Here is a 23,433-nt window from a genome sequence, read left to right as displayed (position 1 = left end):
CGCCATTGCGACGCAGCGAAAGGCTAAAACTGGCATGTTTAGTAAATTGCGCTAAACTTTTCGGGAAAATCACCTAGTTGTTTGACCGGGCGTGGACGCTTATGCAAGACTGCGTTCATACAGAATCCTGTCGACGGCCCCGCCGCGAACAGTTTCATAAAGATACTTGGAGGGTAGATGGGCAATGCCACGAATGTCGCCGGAGTGACGATACGGGATATCGCCCGAGTCGCCGGGGTGTCCGCCGGGACCATCTCGCGGGCGCTGAAGAATGAACCGGGATTGACCGAGGCTACCCGCCAGATGGTCTTGGAAGCGGCGCGGGAGCTGGGCTACGATTTCTGCAAGCTGCGGCCGAAACGCCTGCGGCGGCTGACTTTCCTGCTGCACCGCCAGCACAACACCGCGTCGAGCAGCCCGTTCTACTCGCCGGTGCTGCACGGCGCCGAGGAAGCCTGCCGCAAGCAGGGCATCGTGTTGTCGTTCATGGCGGTGGGGCCGGCGGATGGCCTGATCGAGCAGATCCGCATGCACGCGCCGGACGGCATCGTCTGCGCCGGCTTCTTCGAACCGGAGACCTTGAGCGCCCTGCGCTCGACCGGCAAGCAGCTGGTGTTGATCGATATGCAGCTGCGCGGCTACAGCTCCGTCAACCCGGACAATATGATGGGCGGCTACCTGGCCACCAAGCACCTGATCGACACCGGCCGCACCCGCGTGGGCTTCATCTCCGGTCCGCTGTCGCACTACAGCATCCGCGAGCGCGCGCGTGGCTACCGGCAGGCGCTGTTTGAAGAAGGCATCCTGGCCGATCCGCGCCTGGAGGCGGGATTGCCGGACGGCGTGGACCTGGAAACCGGCGCCTGGGAAGCGATGGAGAAGCTGCTGTCGCTGCCCCATCCGCCGGATGCGGTGTTCTGCTACAACGACAGCGCCGCACTGGTGGCGATGCGCTGCTGCCTGGCCAAGGGCTTGAAGGTCCCGCACGACATCGCCATCGTCGGCTTCGACGACATCGCGACCGCCGTGCTGGGGCATCGTCCGCTGACGACGCTGCGCATCGATAAGAAGGCGTTGGGCGCGCTGGGCGTGGAACTGCTGCTCAGCGGGCAGCAGGAAGAAGCAGTGGAAAAGATCGCGCCGGTGGAATTGATCGTCCGTGCCAGCACCGTGTTCGACGGGTGGCGCATACAGAAATAATCTTTACAGACCAGGCTTTGCCGCAGGGCGTACGGTTCGCAGGAACCGTATGCGGGGGCTGCTGCGCGCCTGAAAACCATACAGCGCTTTGCCTTACAAGGCGGCCTGCTTTTTAACCCACAAACGGACCTGACGATGGTACCAGATTTTCAATCCCGCGCAACGCTGCTGAACCACATACGCCACACCAAGCACTTCTACGACGACCGCTGCGTGGACCCCAGCGGCGGCTTCTATCACTTCTACAAGGATGATGGAACGGTCTATGACGCGCACACCCGCCACCTGGTCAGCAGCACACGCTTCATCTTCACGCACGCGATGGCGTGGCGCCAGTTCGGCGAAGCGGCCGACCAGCAGCGCCTGCGCCACGGCCTGGATTTCCTGCGCAAGGCGCACCGCAACACCGATACCGGCGGCTACGCCTGGCAGCTGGATTGGAACAACGGCGCCGGCAAAGTCACCGACGGCACCAACCATTGCTACGGACTTGCCTTCGTGCTGCTGGCCTACAGCCACACGCTGATGGCCGGCGAGACGCAGGCGCGCGAATGGATCGCCGAGACTTACGCGCTGATGGAGCGCCGCTTCTGGCAACCCGCCCACGGCCTGTATGCCGACGAAGCGAGCTCCGATTGGACTTTCCTGGCGCCCTATCGCGGCCAGAACGCCAACATGCACGCCTGCGAAGCGCTGATCGCCGCCTTCGAGGCGACCGGCGAACGCGCCTACCTGCTGCGCGCCGAAACACTGGCCCGCAACATCACGCAACGCCAGGCGGCGCTGGCCGATAACCTGATCTGGGAGCACTACCACGCCGACTGGTCTGTGGACACCGAATACAACCGCCACGACAAGAGCAACATCTTCCGTCCGTGGGGCTACCAGCCGGGCCACCTGACCGAGTGGGCCAAGCTGTTGCTGCTGCTGGAGCGCCACAGCGAGCAGCTGGAAGGCGGCAGCAACTGGCTGCTGCCGCGCGCCGTCGAACTGTTCGACGCCGCGCTGGCCAAGGCCTGGGACCACGAACACGGCGGCATCTACTACGGCTTCGCGCCGGACGGCAGCATCTGCGACGATCTCAAATACTTCTGGGTGCAGGCCGAAAGCCTGGCAACCGCCGCGTTGCTGGCCGCGCGCACCGGCGAATCGCGCTACTGGACCTGGTACGACAAGATCTGGGCCTACAGCTGGGAACATTTCGTCGATCATCAGCACGGCGCGTGGTATCGCATCCTCGGCGCGGACAACAGCAAGCTGACCGACGAGAAGAGCCCCGCCGGCAAGGTGGACTATCACACCATGGGCGCCTGCTACGAAGTGCTCAACGTATTGAAGGATTAAGCATGACGGCTTTTCCGGTATTCGTGGCGGCGGGCGAAGCGCTGACCGACATGATCGTGCAGGACCCGCAACAGCAACAGTGGCTTAGCCAGGTGGGCGGCTCGACCTGGAACGTGGCGCGCACCATGGCCCGGCTGGACGTGCCGACCGCCTTCGCCGGCGCCATCAGCCGCGACGTCTTCGGCGACGCGCTATGGCAGGCCAGCGAGGCCGCGCGGCTCGACCTGCGCTTCCTCCAGCGCTGCGACAAATCGCCGCTGCTGGCGATCGTGCACCGCACCGATCCGCCGGCCTACTTCTTTGTCGGCGACGACAGTGCCGACTTGCAGTTCGACGCGGCGGCGCTGCCGGACGGCTGGCGCGCGCACTGCAAATGGGCGCACTTCGGCGGCATCAGCCTGGCGCGCCAACCGCTGGCGGACAAGCTGGTGGCGCTGGCCGCGCAACTCAAGCAGGACGGCGTGCGCATCAGCTACGACCCGAACTACCGCTTGTTGATGGATGAGCGTTACGACGCCACGCTGCGCCGCATGACGGAACTGGCAGACGTCATCAAGGTATCCGAAGAAGATCTGGAAGGCCTGTTCCGCACTACCGATATCGAAGGCGCCTTCGCCACGCTGCGCAGCTGGAATCCTACCGCCACCTGGCTGTACACCAAGGGCGGAGCCGGCGCATCGCTGCACGTCGGCGACCAGGCGTGGCACCTGCCCGCGCCGCCGATCACCGTGGTCGACACCGTCGGCGCGGGCGACGCCAGCATCGCGGCGCTGGCATGGAGCATGATGCATCGTCCGCACAATCAGCCCTCGCAGCATTTGCAGTTTGCCGTGGCGGCCGGCGCCGCCGCATGCCTGGCTGCGGGAGCGTCGCCGCCTTCGCTGGCGCAGATCGAGGCGCTGCTGCCGTAGGAAGTCGCAGTAAACAGCATGGGGACCGTCATACGGTTGTCATACAAGACCGATAAGATTGCGGGCTTTATATCGCCCCTCTTCTTTAGGTTCCCATGCACCCGTCCCCTTTCTCTAAATCCCGTTTGCACCTGGCCCTCGCGGCCGCCGGCCTGTGCGCACTGCACGGCGCTGCCTTCGCCACAGAAGACAGCGGCGAAGGCGCGCTGTCCAAGGTCGTCATCAAGGCGACGGTGGAAAAGAAAAAGCTGGGCGACAGCGTCAGCGGCGGCGCACTGGGACGCAAGTCGGAACTCGATACCCCCTTCTCCACCAAGGCCGTCAGCAGCGACGAAATCGAAGACCGCCTGGCCACCAGCATCTCCGAAGTACTGAAGTACGACGCCTCGGTCACCGCCATCAGCCCGCCGATCAGCACCCACCCGGCCACCATCCAGATGCGCGGCCTGCGCCTCGATGACCTGAACGGCTACAAGATCAACGGCCTGGCCAACGTCAACCGCGGCACCGAAATGCCGCTGGAAATGTTCGAGAGCGTGGAAGTGCTGAAAGGCCTGACCGGCTTTATGTACGGCTTCGGTTCGCCGGGCGGCATCGTCAACTACGTCAGCAAGCGCCCCACCACCGACAAGAGCTTCAGCGCCGCGCTGGGCTATCAGGAAGGCGGCGCGATCAAGGAACATATCGACACCGGTGGTCGTTTGGGCGACGAAGGCGGCTTCGGCTACCGTCTGAACCTGCTGCACGAAGACGGCGGCGTCCAGGAAGAAAGCGGCTCCATCAAGCGTAACGCCGCGGGCATCAACCTGGAATGGCGCGTCAACAGCGACGTGGCGATCACCTACGACGCGATCTACCAACGCCGCAAAAGCGTAGGCGGCACCGATGTGGTGATCTCGCCGTTGTACGTGGTGCCGAAGCCGATCGCCGGCGACAGTAGATTGAACAGCATCGGCGCCGGCAGCGACGTCGAATTCGCGCTGTCCACGGTCGGCATGGAATACCGCCTGAGCCCTGAATGGATGGCGAACCTGTCCTACCGCACCTCGAACTCGACCCGCGTGTATAAAAAGGACCAGTACTACATCACCAGCAACAAGGGCGACTACAAGGACCGAGTCACCTCCGAGCTGCACGGCTACCACTTCGACCAGGCACAGGCCAGCTTCGAAGGCAAAGTCAGCGCCTTGGGCCTGGCGCATGAAATCGTCGTCGGCGTGACCTCGCAGAACCTGTCGTCGACCTCCTCCGCGGTGACACCGAAAACCTATATGGGCACCGGCAACCTGTACGCGCCGACCATCATCAACGTCGACAGCATCAACTGGAGCGGCGGCACCTACCGCGACGAAGCGACCCGCCAGGAAGCGGCCTTCGCCTGCGACACCGTCAAGCTGACCGACAACTGGTCGCTGCTGGCCGGCGCCCGCTACACCCGCTACAACGACAACGCCTATTCCACAAAGGCCGTGGTCACCGCCAACTATCCTGCGCAGCGCACCACGCCGACCGTGGCGCTGATGTACAAGCCCGCCGCCGACACCACCGTCTACGGCAGCTATGTCGAGGCGATGGAGCAGGCTTCCAGCGCGCCGACGTCCACCGTCAACGCCAACCAGACCTTCGCTCCGTTGAAGAGCAAGCAGGCCGAAGTCGGCATCAAGACGGAGCGCAGCTTCTGGAACGCCAGCGCCGCGCTGTTCCACATCAAGCGCGGCGCGCAGTACACGAATGCCGGCAACGTCTTCGTGGCAGACGGCGAATCCAAATACCAGGGCGTGGAATTCAACACCGTGGTGCAGGCGACTAAAAACCTGTCGGTCGAAGGTGGGCTGATGCTGCTGGATGCGACGCTGGAAAACGCCGCCGCCGGCTACAGCGGCAAACGCGCTGTCGGCGCACCGCGCCGCCAGGTTTCGGTGCAGGCGACCTGGCGCGATGTGCTGCCAGGCCTGGCGCTGCACGCGGGTACCCAGTACCTGGGCGAGCTGCCGATGGATGCGGCCAACGTCAACACGCTGCCGGCCTACACGCTGTTCGATGCGGGCTTCAATTACCGTCACCGCTACTTCGGCAAGATGGTCAGCGTGCGCGCCAACATCTCGAACATCGCCAACCGCAAATACTGGACCTACTACCAGGAGAACTACCTGAACGTCGGCTCGCCGCGTACCGCCAGCGTGAATGTTCGCGTAGACTTCTAAGACATGAAACCACCACGCCTTGCGGCAGGCGCCGCGCTGTCCCTGTTGATGTTGAACGCCGTCGGCGAGCAGTACTATCAAACCAAGACGCCGTATCAACCGCAACAGGCCGGCGCCAGCTATGAAGCCCCGCCGCAAGGCTACCGCGCGGTCTACACCCAGCTGCTGGCGCGGCATGGGTCGCGCGGTTTAAGCAGCATGAAGACCGACCTGGCGCTCTATAACCTGTGGCAGCTGGCCAGCAAGGAGAAAGCCTTGACGCCGCTGGGCGCCCACCTCGGCGAAGACCTGCTGCAAATGATGAAGGCCAACGCCCTCTTGGGCTACGGTGTGGCCGGCATCACCAAGCCGGGCTACGGCAACGAGACCATGCAGGGTGTGACGGAGCACAAGCAGCTCGCAGAGCGCATGTATCGCCGCCTGCCGCAGCTGTTTCGCAGCGCCGCCGCAGGCGCGCAGCCTCGCCGGATCCTGCTGGTCACCTCCGGCAAGGACCGCGCCGTCGACAGCGGCGATTACTTCGCCGGATCGCTAGTGGCGCAGCAGCCCAATCTGCAAGCGCTGATCGTGCGTCCGCCATCGCTGGCGCCGCGCGCCGAAACGAATCACGACGGCCGACCGGCAGGCACCGACCGCTTCCTGCTCTACTTCCACAAACTGAGCGCGAAGCAGGACCTGGTGGCCGACGATAGCGATCCGCTGCACGCCACTTACCAGGCCAGCCAGGAATACCAGGCCTGGGCCAGGAGCGACGAATTGCGGGCGCGCGAAGCCGCCGTGCTGGCGCAGCCGCAGGTGGCGGCGGCAGCCAAGGCGGTACTGGGGCGGCTGTTCACACAGGCCTTTATCGAAGGACTGGAACAGGGCCGCTACAGCGCCGCCAACACCGGCACGTACAGCTACACCAGCGCCGACAAGCAGTTCACCAACAAGCTGGCCGGCGACGGCGACACCGAGATCAAATCCGCGATCGACGCCGCGCAGGCACTCTACGACCTGTACGCGGCCGCCGCCGACATGAAGGCCGAGCTGAAAGCCGACTTTACCCGCTACATGCCGGCGCAGCAGGCGGCGGTGTTCGCGGCCACCGAAGACGCCATCGCCTTCTACAGCAAGGGTCCCGGCATCAGCGAAAACGGCGGCGTCAACTACCGCATGGCGCAAACGCTGCTCGACGATTTTTTCAGCGAGGTGGACGCCGTCGCCAAGGGCGATCTGTCGCACGCCGCCAAGCTGCGCTTCGCCCACGCCGAAATCGTCATTCCGATGGCGGCCATCCTCGGCCTGCCCGGCATGTCCGAGCAGCTGCCGCGCGCGACGACCTACAGTTACAGCAACAGCAGCTGGCGCGGTGACGCGGTCGCGCCGATGGCGGCCAACATCCAGTGGGACGTCTACACCAATGACCAGGGCCGCACGCTGGTCCGCATGCTGTACAACGAGAAGGAGATGGACTTCAAGCGTGGCTGCGAGCAGGCGAAGATTGCGCCCACAAGTCACTACTACGACTACGCCGGCCTGCGCGCCTGCCATATGCCGAAGTAATGCCGATGCAAGCTTGCCATTTAAACTATCACTGAAGGCCTTCGGCTGCCGAAAACACAACATCTGATTCAATTCGTTACGAGGATCCCTTTTTTATAGTGATAGACTTGGTAGGTCTTTTCATAATATGAGAGGCTTACCCCATGAACCAGATGACCAGGCGTCAGTTCCTTCGGGTGACTGGCGCGACCATCGCGGGTTCGAGCATCGCGCTGCTCGGCTTTGCGCCGGCATCGGCCCTGGCCGAAGTCCGGCAGTACAAGCTGGCGCGCAGCACCGAAACCCGTAACACCTGCCCCTACTGCTCCGTCGGGTGCGGAATTCTCATGTACGGCCTGGGCGACGGCGCCAAGAACGCCAAGGCCAGCATCATTCATATCGAGGGCGATGCCGACCATCCGGTCAACCGCGGCACGCTATGCCCCAAAGGCGCGAGCCTCATCGATTTCATCCACTCCGAAAATCGCCTGATGGTGCCCGAGTACCGCGCGCCCGGTGCGACCGAATGGAGCAAGATGTCCTGGGACGACGCGCTGACCCGCATCGCCAAGTTGATGAAGGCCGATCGCGACGCCAATTTCATCGACAAGACGGCGGACGGCAAGACCGTCAACCGCTGGACCACCACCGGCATGCTGTGCGCGTCGGCGAGCACCAACGAGGTAGGCTACTTAACCCATAAAACCATGCGCAGTCTGGGCATGCTGGCATTCGACAATCAAGCGCGTGTATGACACGGTCCGACGGTGGCAGGTCTTGCCTCGACATTTGGACGTGGTGCGATGACGAATCACTGGGTAGACATCAAGAACGCCGATGTCATCCTGGTCATGGGCGGTAACGCAGCAGAAGCACACCCTTGCGGCTTTAAATGGGTCACGGAAGCGAAGGCGCATCGCGGCGCCAAGTTGATCGTGGTTGATCCGCGCTTTACCCGTACCGCTTCGGTGGCGGACTACTACGTCCCTACCCGCACCGGCGCGGACATCGTCTTCCTCGGCGGGATCATCAACTACCTGCTCACGAACGACAAGATACAGCACGAGTACGTCCGCAACTACACGGACATGCCCTTCATCGTGCGCGAGGATTTCGCCTTTAACGACGGCCTGTATTCGGGCTGGGACGAAAAAGCAGGCAAGTACACGGACAAGAGCAGCTGGAACTACGAGATGGGCGACGACGGCTACGCCAAGATCGACGCCACGCTCGAACACCCGCGCTGCGTGTACCAGCTGATGAAGAAACACTACGAGCGCTACACGCCGGCGATGGTGGAAAAAGCCTGCGGCGTGCCGCCGGAGAAATTCCTCAAAGTCGCCGAGATGCTGGCATCGACCGCCGTTCCGGGCCGCGCCGCCACCATCCTGTATGCGCTGGGCTGGACGCAGCACTCCACCGGCGCGGAAACGCTGCGCACCGGCGCCATGGTGCAGCTCCTGCTGGGGAACATCGGCATCGCCGGCGGCGGCATGAACGCGCTGCGCGGCCACTCCAACATCCAGGGCCTGACGGACCTGGGGCTGCTGACCAATATGCTGCCCGGCTACCTCACCTTGCCCGGCGAAGCGGAGCAGGACTTCGAGGCCTACGCCGCCAAGCGCGCGCTGAAGCCTTTGCGTCCGAATCAGCTCAGCTACTACAGCAACGCCAAAAAGTTCCTGGTCAGCTTCATGAAATGCTGGTGGGGCGACGCGGCGACGGAGGAGAACAACTACGCCTTCGACTACCTGCCCAAGCTGGACAAGCCCTACGACATGATGCAGGCCTTCGAGCTTATGCATCAAGGGAAAATGAACGGCTACATCTGCCAGGGCTTCAACATCCTGGCCTCGGCGCCGGACAAGCAGAAGATCACGGAAGCCTTGTCCAAGCTGAAGTTCCTGGTGGTGATGGATCCTCTCGCGGTGGAGACGGCGGAGTTCTGGCGTCCGTTCGGCGAGTTCCACCAGGTCGATCCGACCAAGATCCAGACCGAGGTATTCCGCCTGCCGACCACCTGCTTCGCCGAGGAACGCGGCTCGCTGGTGAGTTCCTCGCGCGTGCTGCAATGGCACTGGCAAGGAGCCGACGGCCCGGGGCAGACCAGGAGCGATCTGGAGATCATGTCCGGCATCTTCCTGCGCATCAAAAAGGCGTACCAGACCGACGGCGGCAAGTTCCCCGACCCTATCGTCAACCTGACCTGGCCTTACGCCAAGCCGTTCAGCCCCACGCCGGAAGAGCTGGCGATGGAGTACAACGGCAAGGCGCTGAAGGAACTCACCGATCCGAAGGACCCGACGAAAGTCATCCTGAAGAAGAACGAGCAGGTGGCAGGCTTCGCGCAATTGCGCGACGACGGCAGCACGGCCTGCGGCTGCTGGATCTTCGCCGGCTGCTGGACCGCCGCCGGCAACCAGATGGGACGGCGCGACAACTCCGACCCGAGCGGCATCGGCCAGACGCTGAACTGGGCCTGGGCCTGGCCGGCCAACCGCCGCATCCTGTACAACCGCGCCTCCTGCGATCCGAAAGGCAAACCGTGGGATCCGACGCGCAAGCTGGTGAGCTGGAACGGCGCCAACTGGGCCGGCGCCGACGTCCCCGACTTCAAGGCGGACGAACCGCCGGAAAACGGCATGGGCCCCTTCATCATGCTGGCCGAAGGCGTGGCGCGCTTCTTCTCGCGCGACGCCATGGCCGAGGGTCCCTTCCCCGAGCACTACGAGCCGTTCGAGTCGCCGATCGGCCACAACCCGCTGCATCCGACCAATGCGCGCGCCACCAGCAATCCGGCCGCCCGCATGTTCCCGAACGACCGGGCCAAGCTGGGCAAGGTGGCGGAGTTCCCGCACGTGGCCACCAGCTACCGCCTGACGGAACACTTCCACTACTGGACCAAGCACGCGCGCCTGAACGCCATTATCCAGCCGGAGCAATTCGTCGAGATCGGCGAGGAGCTGGGCAAGGAGCTGGGCGTGGCGCACGGCGACCGCGTCAAGGTCAGCTCCAAGCGCGGGCACATCGTGGCGAAAGCCGTGGTGACCAAGCGTATCAAGGCGCTCATCATCGATGGCAAGAAGACCCACCAGGTCGGACTGCCGATCCACTTCGGGTTCAAGGGAGTCACCAAACCGGGCTACCTGATCAACACCCTCACGCCGACGGTTGGTGACGGCAATTCACAGACACCGGAATTCAAGTCCTTCCTGGTGAAAGTGGAAAAAGCATGACGGCCCGAGGAGAATGACCATGGCACTACAATCCCTTGATATCAAACGCATGTCGGCGACGACGGTGCAGGAACCGGTGGCGCGCACGCCTGTCACCGGCACCGTCGCCAAGTTGATCGACGTGTCGAAGTGCATAGGCTGCAAGGCCTGCCAGACCGCCTGCATGGAATGGAACGACCTGCGCGACGATATCGGCGAAACCACCGGCGTGTACGACAACCCGATCGACCTGTCGCCGCAATCATGGACCGTGATGCGTTTCTCGGAACACGAGACCAACGACGGCAACCTGGAATGGCTGATACGCAAAGACGGCTGCATGCACTGCGAGGACCCGGGCTGCCTGAAGGCCTGCCCCGCGCCGGGCGCCATAGTCCAGTACACCAACGGCATCGTCGACTTCCATCAGGAGAACTGCATCGGCTGCGGCTACTGCGTGGCCGGCTGCCCGTTCGACGTGCCGCGCATCTCCAAGAAGGACGACCGCGCCTACAAGTGCACGCTCTGCTCGGACCGCGTGGCGGTGGGCCAGGAGCCGGCCTGCGTCAAGACCTGCCCTACCGGCGCCATCGTCTTCGGCACCAAGGAGGACATGAAGGAGCACGCGGCGGAGCGCATCGAGGACCTGAAGTCGCGCGGCTACGCCAACGCGGGCTTGTACGACCCGGCGGGCGTCGGCGGCACGCATGTGATGTATGTGCTGCACCACGCGGACCAACCGGGCCTGTACCACGGCCTGAAAGCGAATCCGAGCATCAGCCCGATGGTCGGATTGTGGAAGGGCCTGACCAAGCCCCTGGCGCTGGCCGGCATCGCCGTCACCGCGCTGGCAGGCTGGTTCCACTATTCGCGCGTCGGTCCGAATGAGGTCAGCAAGGACGAGGAAGCCGAGGCGCTGCATGAGGCCAACCGCATCCGGGAGAGCGAAAAATGAGCACGCCAAATCGCGACAAGGACGGCAATCCGCTGATCGAACGCTATACGCCCAATGAGCGCAGCAACCACTGGGTAACGGCCATCTGCTTCATCCTGCTGGCGGTGTCCGGGCTGGCCATGTTCCATCCGGCGACGGCGTGGATGGCCGTGTTCCTGGGCGGCGGCCAATGGACGCGCATCCTGCATCCGTTTATCGGGCTGGTGATGTTCGTGTCGTTCGCGCTGCTGGTGATGCGTTTCTGGCATCACAACAAGTTCGAGCCGGGCGATAGGCAGTGGCTGGATCAAATCGGCGACGTCGTCAACAACCGCGAAGACAAGCTGCCCAAGGTGGGCCGCTACAACGCGGGACAGAAGCTGCTGTTCTATGTGCTGATCTTCTGCATGTGCGGGCTGCTGCTGTCGGGCGTGGTGATCTGGCGGGCCTACTTCGCGTTCTACTTCCCGATCGAGATCGTGCGCTTCGCCGCGCTGCTGCACGCTTTCTGTGCGTTTGTGATCATCTGCTCCATCGTGGTCCACATCTACGCGGGCCTGTGGGTGAAGGGTTCGATCGGCGCCATGGTGCGCGGCACCGTGACTTATGGGTGGGCCCGCAAACATCACCCCCGCTGGTTCGAGGAAGTCGCCCGAAAATCGCGTGATTAGCTCAGCAATTTAGGATTAGAATAGTCTCCGGGCCGGCGGCGCCGTCGCCGCCGGCAATCTGGGAGACATCTTGGTACAACGTCTGCTTGCACCCGGCGAGATCGAAGCGCTCGATCACAACGCCATACCGCGCCTGCTGCTGCCGCAGCCGCGCAGCCTGTTCTCCACGCGCGCCGCCCGCCTGCGCCAACTTGCCAAAAATGAAATCAAAGGTATCCCCGTCGGCGAAACGCTGCGCGGCTACCTGCTGCTGATGGCGGCGCTGGTCGACGCGCAGGCCGCCGTGGCGCAGGCCCTTCCGGCAGAGGCCTTCGCCTTGCCCGACGCCGCCGACATCGACGTCTCGCTCGAACACAATATGCCGCCGCTGCCCGTCAGCGGCGCGCGGCCGCCGTCGTGGCGCTCGGTGTTCGACGCCCTGCTCGATCAACTCGATACGCTGGCGGAAGGCCAGCCTCAGATTGCCACGGTGCTGGCCGAACTGCGCTCGCTCGACAGCGCGGAGCTGGAAGGCTGCGCCGACGCCGTGCTGGCGGAGCTGACCGACGGCGTGAATCCGCTGCACGCGCCGTTCGTGGCGGCGGCGTTGCAGGTCATGTGGAGCATGCGCGCCGGCCAGCTGGACGCGCAGCGCGTGCAACCGCTGGTGACCAATACGCTGTGCCCCGTGTGCGGCGCGCATCCGGTGGCCAGCGTGATCCGCATCGGCGGACAATCGCAGGGTTATCGCTACTTGCAGTGCAGCTGCTGCGCCAGCGAGTGGCACATGGTGCGGGTCAAGTGCTCGTGCTGCGAGCATACGGCGCGCATCGCCTACCAGAGCATCGAGCCGGCCGACGCCGCCGACGGCGGACTGGAGATCGTCAACAAGGCCAATGACCCAAGCAAGGTGGCGCGCGCCGAAACCTGCGACGACTGCCGGACCTATCGCAAGATCTTCAATCAGGAGCACGACTACAACGTCGAACCGCTGGCCGACGACCTGGCCAGCCTGGCGCTGGACCTGCTGGTGGGCGAAGCCGGCTACGCCCGCGCGAGCGGCAATCCTCTGCTGTGGTTCAACGCCGAATGAGCGGCGACACCGCAGACATGGGCGCGGCAACCGCGGCAAGCTCCATCCACCTGCCCGCCGTCCACCTGATCCTGTCGGACGCCGCATGTGCGCCGCTGATCGCCGAATACGGCCGCGTGCAGACGCTGGAAGCCGCCCGCATGCTTCTGGCCGAACTGCGCAGCATGATGCTGGCCAGCCGCCGCGACGGCATGCCAGTAGCCGGCGACACCGGCATCCCCGCCTTGCTGGCGATGCTGGCAGAACGCCTGCGCGACACCAATCGTTCGCCGCTGCGGCCCGTCTTCAATCTGACCGGCACGGTCCTGCACACCAACCTTGGCCGCGCCCTGCTGCCCGACAGCGCGGTGCAGGCCGTGGCGGAAGCGCTGCGCTGGCCGATGAACCTGGAGTGGGACATCGACACCGGCAAGCGCGGCGACCGCGACAACCTGGTCGAAGACCTGCTGCTGGAACTGACCGGCGCCGAAGCGGCCACCATCGTCAACAACAACGCGGCCGCCGTGCTGCTGATGCTGAACACGATCGCGCAAGACAAGGAGGTGATCGTCTCGCGCGGGGAGCTGGTGGAAATCGGCGGCGCCTTCCGCATCCCGGACATCATGACCCGCGCCGGCGCCGTGCTGCGCGAAGTGGGCAGCACCAACCGCACGCACCTGAAAGACTACGCCGAAGCGGCCGGACCGCAGACCGCGCTGATGATGAAGGTCCATTGCAGTAACTACGCCATCACCGGCTTCACCAAGAGCGTCGAACTGCCCGAGCTGGCGCCGCTGGCGAAGAAGCATAACATCCCGCTGGCGGTGGACCTGGGCAGCGGCACGCTGGTCGACCTGGAACAATACGGCCTGCCGCACGAAACCACGGTGCGCGAAGCCATCGCCGGCGGCGCCGACCTGGTCACCTTCAGCGGCGACAAGCTGTTGGGCGGTCCGCAGTGCGGCATCATCGTCGGCCGCGCCGACCTGATCGCGCAGATCAAGAAGAACCCACTCAAGCGCGCGCTGCGCGTCGGCAAACTGACGCTGGCGGCGCTGGAGCCGGTGCTCGCGCTGTACCGCGCGCCGGACCTGCTGCCCGAACGCCTGACCACACTCAAGCTGCTGACCCGCCCCGCCGCCGCCATGCGCGAGCTGGCGCAGGCACTGCTGCCGTCATTGCAGGCGGCGCTGGGCGCCGGCTATGAAGTGGGCAGCGAGCCGATGATGAGCCAGATCGGCAGCGGCGCCCTGCCCGTCGACCAGTTGCCCAGCCACGGCCTGGTGATACGCGCCGCCGCAGCGGGACGCGTCAGCAACGCGCTGGGCGTGCTGGAACAGCGCCTGCGCGCATTGCCGCTGCCGGTGATCGGCCGCGTTGCGCAGGACGCCTTGTGGCTGGACCTGCGCTGCCTGGACGACCACCAGCGCCAGCGCTTCACCGACCAACTGGCGCTGCTGGCCGTATGATCGTCGGCACGGCGGGCCATATCGACCACGGCAAGACCACGCTGACGCGCGCGCTCACCGGCGTCGACACCGACCGGCTGAAGGAAGAGAAAGCGCGCGGCATATCGATCGAACTCGGTTACGCCTACACGCCGCTGCATACCGACCAACCCGGCGGCGAGATCCTCGGCGTGATCGACGTGCCGGGCCACGAAAAATTCATCCGCACCATGGCCGCAGGCGTCACCGGCATCGACGCCGCGCTGCTGGTGATCGCCGCCGACGACGGCATCATGCCGCAGACGCTGGAGCACCTCGCCATCCTGCGCCTGCTGGGCGTGCGGCGCGGCGCCGTGGCGCTGACCAAGATAGACCGCGTCGATACGCAGCGCGTGGAACAGGTGGAGCGGGACATTAACGCGCTGCTGGCGGCGACCGACTTTGCCGACGCGCCGATCTTCCGCACCAATGCCAACGCGGCTGCGGACGTCGGCGTGCAAGCTTTGCTGCGGCATTTGGTGTTGATGGCGGCGGAGCTGCCGGCGAGCGACGAACGGCGCCTGTTCCGGCTTGGCGTGGACCGTGTGTTCACCTTGTCGGGCCAGGGCACCATCGTCACCGGCACGGCGCTGGCGGGCTGCGTTCGCGTCGGCGATGTGCTGCGACTGGCGCCGGGCGGACAGCAGGCGCGCGTGCGCAGCATCCATGCGCAGAACCGCGGTGCCGACAGCGGCCGCGCAGGACAGCGGCTGGCGTTGAATTTAAGCGGCGTGTCGAAGGAAGAGATACAGCGCGGCATCTGGGTCGTCGCCCCGGCGCTCGCCGCCTGTTCCGAGCGCATCGACGCCGAACTGACGCTTACGCCGGACTGTGGCCAGACGCTGAAGCCCTGGTCGCCGCTGCACGTGCACCTGGGCGCGGCGCACCATACGGCGAACGTAGTGATGCTGGACGGCGACGTGCTGGCGCCGGGCCAGACCGGCCGCGTGCAACTGGTGCTGGACGCGCCGGTGCATGCCGTCCCCGGCGACCGCTTCGTGATCCGCAACGCGCAGGCCACCGCCACCATCGGCGGCGGCATGGTGCTCGATCCCTTCGGCCCGGCGCGCAAGCGGCGCAGCGCCACGCGGCTGGCGTGGTTGCAGGCGCTATCCGATTTCGTCGGCAGCGGCGACGTCGCATCGCTGCTGGCCCGCAGTCCGTTGGGCCTGCGCATGTCGGCGCTGATGCGCCTGTCGCAGCTGCCCGCCGATCAAATCGCACTACCGCCGGATACCATCGAGGTCGCGCTGCAAGGCGGCGACCAGCTGCTGTTGGCCGCCGATGGAGTGCAAACGCTGGACGCCCGCATCCTGGACGGCCTGGCCGAATTCCACGCGCGCGCACCGGACGACGCCGGCCCCGAACTGTGGCGCCTCAAGCGCATCGTCGCGCCGGAGATGGAAGACCGTCTGTGGAGCCGGTTGATCGAAACCTTGATCGCCGCAGGCCAGTTGAAGCAGCGCGGCCGCAGCCTGCACCTGCCCGGCCACAGCATCGAACTAAGCGAGCAGGAACTGGCGCAGGCCAGGCCCTTGCTGGCCTCCCTGCTGGACGGCGCATACGATCCGCCCTGGGTGCGCGACCTGTCGCGCGACCACGGCATGCAAGAAGCGCAGGTGCGGCACTTGCTGCTCAAGCTCTCCAAGACGGGAGAGATCAGCCAACTGGTGCCGGATCTGTTCTATCATCCAAGGCGGCTGGCCGAACTGGCGGCATTGGTGGTGTCGTTGCCCGAGGTGCAGGCGTCGGCGTTTCGCGACGCGACCGGACTGGGTCGCAAGCGAGCCATACAGATATTGGAGTTCTTCGATCGCGTCGGCTATACTCGGCGCGTAGGCAACATCCACTTGATACGACCCAACGCGGTCTGGTCGTGCAGTGGCGAGTAGTACCAGGGAAGGCATACTCATCCGGTGATGGGGCCGGGCTTCAAACCCGGTGGGGGGCGTCAGACGCTCCCCTGTAAGTTCGACTCCTACTGCCTTCCGCCATTCACCGTATCGGCCACCATATCAACAGCGGCGTCGAAGCTGGCCGGAGTTTCCTCCAGCAGCGACCAAAGCCGATTGTGTTCGGCGCCCTGCACCACGTGCATCCGGCTCGATTGGGCGCGCGTCGCGGCGGCCACCAGACGCTCCGGGATCTCCAATGGGATCGTGGCGTCGTTCTCGGCGGCGATCACCAGCAGGCGGCCTTCGAAGCGCGACAGGATGTCCCAGGCGTCGCTATCGACCCAGCTGCGCTCGCGCCGTATCACGGCCGAGAAGTCCGGCCCGAACGGCACCTCGTACGCCGACGGCGTGTAGACGCCAGGGACGATCAGCACCAGCGCACCGACACGATGGCTTTGCGTGATGCAGATGGCGTTGTAGGCGCCCATGCTGGCGCCAATTACCGCCATCGGCTCCGGCAGGCCGCGCGCAGCGGCCACCGCCTGCGCCTGGCGTGTGCGGCAGGCCACCGACGATTGCGCCAGCGTGCCACCGGTGTCGCCATGGCCGATGCAATCGAAGCTGGTGCTGCCAACGCCGCGCTGCTGCAAGGCGTTGCGCAGCAGATGATGGCCACGCCGGGTGCTGGCGCCGGCGCCATGCAAATACAGCACGCGGTTGTCGCCACCGCCGACGTATTGGTCGCCCTTGAGCACATGGCCGTCGAAGGGCACATCGAAGTCCACGATCATTTGCCGGCCTCCTTCGCCAGGCGCAGATTCAGATTGTCGCGCGATTGTCCGGCGTAAGCTTTGCAGCCCTCGCCGTCGTCCAGCAAGGGATGCGGTTTATCGCTCTTCAGCTTGTCCCAGGTGCCGGAGAATTCTGGATGCACGGCGATGATGATGTCGCACGAGGCCTGTCCCAGCGCCGCAAAGCTCCGCTCATATTGCTTCAGCACTTGCGGATGGGCGCTGAACTTATAGCCGGCGCTGGAAACGGGGTTGATGCTGTCGGCGAAAACGATGCTGGCGCAGCGCTCTTGTTCGCAGGAGTTCCACGTCCAGCTGGTACCGCCCGAGGTGTGGCCCGGCGTGTACATCGCGGTCACCGTCAGCGGGCCGACTTTGACGACTTCCCCATCGCGCACCGCGCGCACCTTGGCCACCTTGGCAAACGGCGTACTGCCGACGAACTGAGGATCATCCTTGGACATGCCGCCGCGCTTCAGGTCCGCAGCCGTCAGGGGGCTGGCCACCACCGTCGCGCCGCTCATGCGCTGAAGTTCTGCGATGCCGCCGGCGTGGTCCATGTGACCGTGCGAGCTCAGTATCAGCTTGACGTCCTGTATGCGGAAACCCAGCTTGCTGATGCTGGCGGCGATGCGTTGCGGCGAATCGGGATAGCCGCCGTCCAGCAGGATATGGCCCTGCGGCGAAGTCACCAGCACCGCACTGAGGCTGCTGACGCCGACGTAGTAGCTGTTGCCGTAAATCTGGAAGGGTTCGACCGGCTTGTTCCAGTTGTCGTCGGGCGTGTTTGCGGAGGCAAAAGCGGCAAGACCGCAGAGCACAGCGGCCAGCAAGGGTTTGATCATGGAATGACGGCGAGAGAGTTAGTAAAGAAAGAACATTGTACATCCGGACACACTGCTCGGGTACGGCTTGTGGTATCGGCAACATGGTAATAGCTGGTAGACACTGGCACAATACCGTGTCGCCACTCGAAGGAATCGTCCATGAAACATCCCGCACTCCGCGCCGCCCTCCTGGCCTGCCTGGCCGCCGCCTCCCTCGCCGGCCATACGGCCGAACCGAAACTGGGCGCCGCCGAAAAGCTCTACCAGGCCAACTGCGCCGCCTGCCATGGCGTCAAGATGGAAGGCGCCGTCGGCCCGTCGCTGGGCGATCACGCCTGGCTGCACGGAGCGCCCACCAGGGCCAACCTCATCAAGATTATCAGCAAGGGCGTGCCGGAGAAGGATATGCCGGCCTGGTCCCCTGCCCTGAACCCGACGCAGATCGCGCTGCTGGCCGACCTGATCGCCGCCAACGCCGCCAAGCCCGCCGTGGCGCTGACGCCCGAGGCCAGGGCGCAGCAGACTGTGCCCGACCTGAGCGGCTTCAAGCTGCCGAAGGGTTTCCACATCAGCGTCTACGCCAACCAGGTCAGCGCCGCGCGCAGCATGGTGGTGTCTGACAGCGGCATCGTCTACGTCGGCTCGCGCAAGGCCGGCAAGGTGTATGCGCTGGTGCCGCGCGCCGACAAGCAGACGGCCGACGTGGTCACCATCGCCGAAGGCCTGGAGCACCCGATCGGCGTGACGTTGCTCAACGGCGCGCTGTACGTGGGAGAGATCAGCCGCGTGATCCGCTTCGACAATATCGACAAGCGCTACGCGCAGAAGCCATCCTACGAGGTGGTCAAGGTCAGCCTGCCGAACGACAAGTGGCATGGCGAGAAGGTCATCAAGGCCGGACCGGACGGCAAGCTGTACATCCCGGTCGGCGCGCCGTGCAATGTGTGCGATGTCGAGGACACCAAGAGCGCGAAGATCTATCGTATGAATGCGGACGGCAGCCAGCTGGAGGAATACGCGCGCGGCGTGCGCAACACGGTGGGCTTCGCCTTCCATCCGACCACCAAGGTGCTGTGGTTCACCGATAACGGCCGCGACGAGATGGGCGACAACACGCCGTCGTGCGAACTGAACGTGGCGCCCAAGGCCGGCCTCCATTTCGGCTTCCCCTACTGCCACGGCGGCGTGGTGCCGGACCCGGACTTCGCCAAGGGCCGTAGCTGCGAGGAGTTCGAAGCGCCGGTCGCCAAGCTGGGGCCGCACGTGGCGCCGCTGGGTTTGACTTTCTACACCGGCAAGCAGTTCCCCGAGGCGTATCGCAACAACGTCTACATCGCCGAGCATGGCTCGTGGAACCGCACGACCAAGAGCGGCTACAGCGTGCGCCTGATTACGCTGTACAACAGCAAGGTCGTCACCGACACCGCCTTCATCGACGGCTTCCTGCGCGGCGAGGAAGTGGTGGGCCGGCCGGTGGACGTGGCCACGCTGCCGGACGGGTCGATGATCGTATCGGACGACTACGGCGGCCGTGTGTACCGCGTCACTTACGACGGCAAATAGTCTGGAAAGAAATCCTGAGCCAGCGCCTGCGCCAACGACCAGGGGCTGGTTTCGGGCACGTCGTAGCAGTAGTTCTCTCCCACCACTTTGATCAAGGCGTCCAGCCATACATCCTGAAGAAATTCAGGGTCCGCAATGGCTGCACGCAAGCTGGGCAGGCGCGCCAGCATTCGCTCTATTCGCCGGCGCTGTAACACGATGAGCTGGCGCCACAGCTCGCAGCGATTTCCTTCCTGCCTTTGCCAACGCGCGAGGTGCGCCAGCAAGGTCGAGCATCGATTGTCCAGCTCAAACTCAAAATATGCGGCCACACCGTCAATCTCTTCCGCCAGATGCAGGGCATCGGCCAGAGAGAGTTGCCCTGACCGCAGCCAGAAAGCCTGCTCCTTCGCCCATGCCGCCACGTCGTCCTCATATCCTGTAGCCATGATTATTTACTCCGGAAAGAACTCCTCCGTCAGGATCTCCGCGATCGTCCACGGCGACTCGTCCGGCAGAGCGGGCAAAGAGGTCTCAGCGTAGGTGTCGATCAGCGCTCGACGATAGGCCCCTGCCACCCAATTGGGATTACTTATCAGTGATTTCAGGCCAGGCGTTTTTTTGATGTCCTGCCAGATGGCCGTACGCTGCTCCCGTATCGTATTTTTCCAACTACGAGCACGCCTGGTTGGCTGAAACTTCCACCTCAGAAGATGCGAAGTTAATACGGACAGCCGGCTTTGTAGCTCTCGTTTTTCGCTCTTGCCCACATCCTCGATCTCCTCGGCGATATTGTCGATGTCCAGCTCCGACCAATGACCACTACGCAGCAAGGCCGCCTGCTGTTCGGACCAGGCAATGACATCGTCTTCATATAACGTCCCCATGATCACCTCCGCTAGTCAGGCCAGAAATCGGGCGATAGGACTTGTTCAAGCCGCCACGGCAGTTCGGCGGGAAAGACCTTCAAGCGCGTCTGCGCCTGGGCATCCCTGACGGCGCGGCGATAGGTCGTTTCCAGCCATTGCGGATCGTCCAGCAGCGTCTGCAAGCTGGGGCAATCTTCCAGCGCGTCGTCGATCGCCACGCGCTGGGTGTCTATGGTGTGCACCCAGTTGGGGCCGCGATGCGATGCCTGGAATTGCCACTTCAATAGATGCGCGAGCAACACGACCAAGCGGCTGCGCAGCTCTTTCTTTTCCCGATGGCCCACATCCTCGATCTCCTCGGCGATGTTTTCATGATCCAGCAGCTCCCAGCGGCCGGCGCGCAGCAGGGCCGCCTGCTGTTCGGACCAGGCAATGATGTCGTCTTCGTATAAGGTGCCCATGATCCGGTTAGACCGGGCACGGCTCTAAAAGTTCGGGACGAAAAAAAGCCGCCCCGAAGGACGGCTTTCGATCAGACTAGTCTGAGATTACTGTGCAGCGGCGGCAGCGGCTTCTTCAGCAGCGGCTTTCATCGACAGCTTCAGGCGGCCGCGGTCGTCGGTTTCCAGAACCTTGACGCGCACTGCCTGGCCTTCTTTCAGGTAGTCGGCAACGGCGTTGACGCGCTCGTTGGCGATTTGCGAGATGTGCAGCAGACCATCTTTACCTGGCATGACCTGAACGATCGCGCCGAAGTCCAGCAGCTTCAACACCACGCCGTCGTAGGTCTTGCCCACTTCGACCGAAGCGGTCAGTTCTTCGATGCGGCGCTTGGCTTCCTGGCCGGCGGCGGCGTCGACGGAAGCGATGGTGACCACGCCTTCGTCGCTGATGTCGATCTGGGTGCCGGTCTCTTCGGTCAGCGCGCGGATGACTGCGCCGCCCTTGCCGATGACGTCACGGATCTTCTCTGGGTTGATCTTGATGGTGATCAGGCGCGGTGCGAAGTCCGACAGTTCGGTCTTCACGGTCGGCATGGCTTTTTGCATTTCGCCCAGGATGTGCTCGCGGCCTTCTTTGGCTTGCGCCAGCGCCACTTGCATGATTTCCTTGGTGATGCCCATGATCTTGATGTCCATCTGCAGCGCGGTGATACCGTTGCGGGTACCGGCTACTTTGAAGTCCATGTCGCCCAGGTGATCTTCATCGCCCAGGATGTCCGACAGCACCGCGAACTTGCCGCCTTCCTTGATCAGGCCCATCGCGATACCGGCGACGTGCTCTTTCATTGGAACGCCAGCGTCCATCAGCGCCAGGCAGCCGCCGCAGACCGAAGCCATCGACGACGAACCGTTCGATTCGGTGATTTCCGACACCAGGCGCACGGAGTAGCTGAACTCTTCCGGTGCCGGCAGTGCGGCGATCAGCGCGCGCTTGGCCAGACGGCCGTGGCCGATTTCGCGGCGCTTAGGCGTACCGACGCGGCCGGTTTCGCCGGTGGCGAACGGTGGCATGTTGTAATGCAGCATGAAGGAATCGGTGAACTCGCCCATCAGCGCGTCGATCTTCTGGCTGTCGCGTGCGGTGCCCAGAGTGGCAACCACCAGCGCCTGCGTTTCACCGCGGGTGAACAGCGCCGAACCGTGGGTGCGTGGCAGCACCGAGGTACGGATCGAGATCGGACGTACGGTGCGGGTGTCGCGGCCGTCGATGCGTGGCTCGCCGTCCAGGATCTGGGTACGGACGATCTTGGCTTCGATGTCGAACAGAATGTTGTTCACTTCGGCTGCGTCGACTGGCGCGGCGCCAGCGGCGGCGGCTTCAGCGGACAGGTCGGCCAGCACTTCGCTGGTGGCGGCCTTCAGCTTGGCGGTGCGCTCTTGCTTGTCTTTGGTCTGGTATGCGGCGTTGATTTTGCTCGCGGCGAAATGCGCCACGCGGCCGATCAGCGCTTCGTTCTTCGCTGGTGGGACCCACTCAACTTCCGGCTTGCCGCCGTCGCGCACCAGCTCGTGGATCGCGTCGATGACTGCTTTCATTTCGGTGTGGCCGAATACGACCGCGCCGAGCATGATTTCTTCGGACAGTTGCTTGGCTTCCGATTCCACCATCAGCACGGCGGTTTCGGTACCGGCGACAACCAGATCCATCTGCGAGGTCTTCAGTTGTTCAACGGTAGGGTTCAGGATGTACTGGCCGTTGGCGTAGCCGACGCGCGCTGCGCCGACCGGGCCGTTGAACGGTACGCCCGACACGCACAGGGCGGCCGATGCGCCGATCATGGCGGCGATGTCTGGGTCGATTTCCGGGTTGACCGACAGCACGTGAATGATCACTTGCACTTCGTTCAGGTAGCCTTCTGGGAACAGAGGACGGATAGGACGGTCGATCAGGCGGGATGTCAGTGTTTCTTTTTCCGAAGGACGACCTTCACGCTTGAAGAAACCGCCCGGGATTTTACCGGCAGCATAGGTTTTCTCAACGTAGTCGACGGTCAGCGGGAAGAAGTCCTGGCCTGGCTTGGCGTCTTTGCGTGCGACGACAGTAGCCAGCACCACGGTATCTTCGATCGATACCAGAACTGCGCCGGAGGCCTGGCGAGCGATCTCGCCGGTTTCCAGCGTCACGGTGTGTTGACCGTACTGGAAGGTTTTCGTAACTTTATTAAACATGGGTAATCCCTTTCTATTTGCCGACAGATTTTCAGGGGCTGTCGTTCACCTCACCACAGACGGCATAGCTGCCATCTTTACTGCAACTGCTTAAGAGACCGCTTCAAAATGGGCATGGCGTCGTTGCAGCGCCTCGTCGTGCAGGCCGCACTGTCTTCGTCGCTGCGCCTAGCCCTGCCCATTTTGAAACGGTCTCTAATAAAACCCAGGAATTCCATGTCGCACTGCCAAGACGCTATTCCGCTTGGCAAGTTTTCCCGGCAAAAATGACAAAATGCCCGCGTCAGCAAACTGGC

The 23,433-nt window shown here is 63.9% G+C and carries 18 protein-coding genes and 1 tRNA gene; 13 read left to right on the top strand and 6 right to left on the bottom strand.

What is annotated here, in order from left to right; translation table 11 throughout:
- Positions 1-177 precede the first annotated feature (177 nt).
- The 12 genes from RUGAMON1_RS00765 to RUGAMON1_RS00710 all read left to right on the top strand — a co-directional run bounded on the left by RUGAMON1_RS00765 (position 178) and on the right by RUGAMON1_RS00710 (position 16,535).
- A complete protein-coding gene (locus RUGAMON1_RS00765; RefSeq protein WP_445228707.1) occupies positions 178-1,200 on the top strand; it encodes a LacI family DNA-binding transcriptional regulator in 1,023 nt (340 codons plus the stop codon).
- A 135-nt stretch (positions 1,201-1,335) separates the two neighbouring features.
- Entirely contained in the window at positions 1,336-2,544 is a 1,209-nt protein-coding gene (locus RUGAMON1_RS00760) for an AGE family epimerase/isomerase (protein ID WP_445228706.1), read from the top strand.
- Between the two features lie 2 nt (positions 2,545-2,546).
- A complete protein-coding gene (locus tag RUGAMON1_RS00755) occupies positions 2,547-3,455 on the top strand; it encodes a carbohydrate kinase family protein (protein ID WP_445228705.1) in 909 nt (302 codons plus the stop codon).
- Positions 3,456-3,580: 125 nt separating this feature from the next.
- Positions 3,581-5,659, top strand: a complete 2,079-nt coding sequence (locus tag RUGAMON1_RS00750; RefSeq protein ID WP_445228704.1) for a TonB-dependent siderophore receptor — start codon at positions 3,581-3,583, stop codon at positions 5,657-5,659.
- Between the two features lie 3 nt (positions 5,660-5,662).
- Positions 5,663-7,204: a histidine-type phosphatase gene (locus tag RUGAMON1_RS00745; RefSeq protein WP_445228703.1), complete on the top strand. Its 1,542-nt coding sequence runs from the start codon at positions 5,663-5,665 to the stop codon at positions 7,202-7,204.
- Between the two features lie 143 nt (positions 7,205-7,347).
- The gene (gene fdnG, locus RUGAMON1_RS00740) at positions 7,348-10,419 is read left to right on the top strand and encodes a formate dehydrogenase-N subunit alpha (protein ID WP_445228702.1); all 3,072 of its coding nucleotides are present in this window, start codon (positions 7,348-7,350) and stop codon (positions 10,417-10,419) included.
- A 19-nt stretch (positions 10,420-10,438) separates the two neighbouring features.
- Entirely contained in the window at positions 10,439-11,353 is a 915-nt protein-coding gene (fdxH, locus tag RUGAMON1_RS00735; protein ID WP_445228701.1) for a formate dehydrogenase subunit beta, read from the top strand.
- Entirely contained in the window at positions 11,350-12,003 is a 654-nt protein-coding gene (locus RUGAMON1_RS00730) for a formate dehydrogenase subunit gamma (protein ID WP_445228700.1), read from the top strand. Before fdxH ends, RUGAMON1_RS00730 begins: the two co-directional genes overlap by 4 nt.
- A gap of 70 nt (positions 12,004-12,073) precedes the next feature.
- Positions 12,074-13,075, top strand: coding sequence for a formate dehydrogenase accessory protein FdhE (fdhE, locus tag RUGAMON1_RS00725; RefSeq protein WP_445228699.1), 1,002 nt, complete (start codon positions 12,074-12,076; stop codon positions 13,073-13,075).
- The gene (gene selA / locus RUGAMON1_RS00720; RefSeq protein WP_445228698.1) at positions 13,072-14,523 is read left to right on the top strand and encodes an L-seryl-tRNA(Sec) selenium transferase; all 1,452 of its coding nucleotides are present in this window, start codon (positions 13,072-13,074) and stop codon (positions 14,521-14,523) included. Before fdhE ends, selA begins: the two co-directional genes overlap by 4 nt.
- Complete coding sequence (selB, locus tag RUGAMON1_RS00715; RefSeq protein ID WP_445228697.1) at positions 14,520-16,433, top strand: selenocysteine-specific translation elongation factor; 1,914 nt, start codon at positions 14,520-14,522, stop codon at positions 16,431-16,433. The genes selA and selB overlap by 4 nt, the downstream gene beginning before the upstream one ends.
- 6 nt (positions 16,434-16,439) lie before the next feature.
- Positions 16,440-16,535, top strand: a tRNA-Sec gene (locus RUGAMON1_RS00710).
- Here RUGAMON1_RS00710 and RUGAMON1_RS00705 read toward each other — a convergent pair.
- Complete coding sequence (locus RUGAMON1_RS00705; protein ID WP_445228696.1) at positions 16,520-17,227, bottom strand: alpha/beta fold hydrolase; 708 nt, start codon at positions 17,225-17,227, stop codon at positions 16,520-16,522. The two genes, RUGAMON1_RS00710 and RUGAMON1_RS00705, sit on opposite strands and share 16 nt — an antisense overlap.
- The gene (bla, locus tag RUGAMON1_RS00700) at positions 17,224-18,072 is read right to left on the bottom strand and encodes a subclass B3 metallo-beta-lactamase (protein WP_445228695.1); all 849 of its coding nucleotides are present in this window, start codon (positions 18,070-18,072) and stop codon (positions 17,224-17,226) included. Before bla ends, RUGAMON1_RS00705 begins: the two co-directional genes overlap by 4 nt.
- A gap of 141 nt (positions 18,073-18,213) precedes the next feature.
- Between bla and RUGAMON1_RS00695 the strand changes: the two genes are divergently transcribed.
- Complete coding sequence (locus tag RUGAMON1_RS00695) at positions 18,214-19,617, top strand: PQQ-dependent sugar dehydrogenase (protein WP_445228694.1); 1,404 nt, start codon at positions 18,214-18,216, stop codon at positions 19,615-19,617.
- On the opposite strand, the gene RUGAMON1_RS00690 is transcribed toward RUGAMON1_RS00695, so the two are convergent.
- The 4 genes from RUGAMON1_RS00690 to pnp form a co-directional block, all read right to left on the bottom strand.
- Entirely contained in the window at positions 19,602-20,045 is a 444-nt protein-coding gene (locus tag RUGAMON1_RS00690; RefSeq protein ID WP_445228693.1) for a DUF29 domain-containing protein, read from the bottom strand. The genes RUGAMON1_RS00695 and RUGAMON1_RS00690 overlap by 16 nt on opposite strands.
- A gap of 6 nt (positions 20,046-20,051) precedes the next feature.
- Positions 20,052-20,483: a DUF29 domain-containing protein gene (locus RUGAMON1_RS00685; RefSeq protein WP_445228692.1), complete on the bottom strand. Its 432-nt coding sequence runs from the start codon at positions 20,481-20,483 to the stop codon at positions 20,052-20,054.
- Between the two features lie 11 nt (positions 20,484-20,494).
- On the bottom strand, positions 20,495-20,926 hold the full coding sequence (locus tag RUGAMON1_RS00680) for a DUF29 domain-containing protein (RefSeq protein ID WP_445228691.1): 432 nt from the start codon (positions 20,924-20,926) through the stop codon (positions 20,495-20,497).
- An 87-nt stretch (positions 20,927-21,013) separates the two neighbouring features.
- Positions 21,014-23,137, bottom strand: a complete 2,124-nt coding sequence (pnp, locus tag RUGAMON1_RS00675; RefSeq protein ID WP_445228690.1) for a polyribonucleotide nucleotidyltransferase — start codon at positions 23,135-23,137, stop codon at positions 21,014-21,016.
- Positions 23,138-23,433 lie beyond the last annotated feature (296 nt).

Origin of the sequence: Duganella rhizosphaerae (assembly GCF_040364205.1) — a bacterium.
Lineage (GTDB): Bacteria > Pseudomonadota > Gammaproteobacteria > Burkholderiales > Burkholderiaceae_D > Rugamonas > Rugamonas rhizosphaerae.
This window is presented reverse-complemented; position numbering and strand designations above follow the sequence as displayed.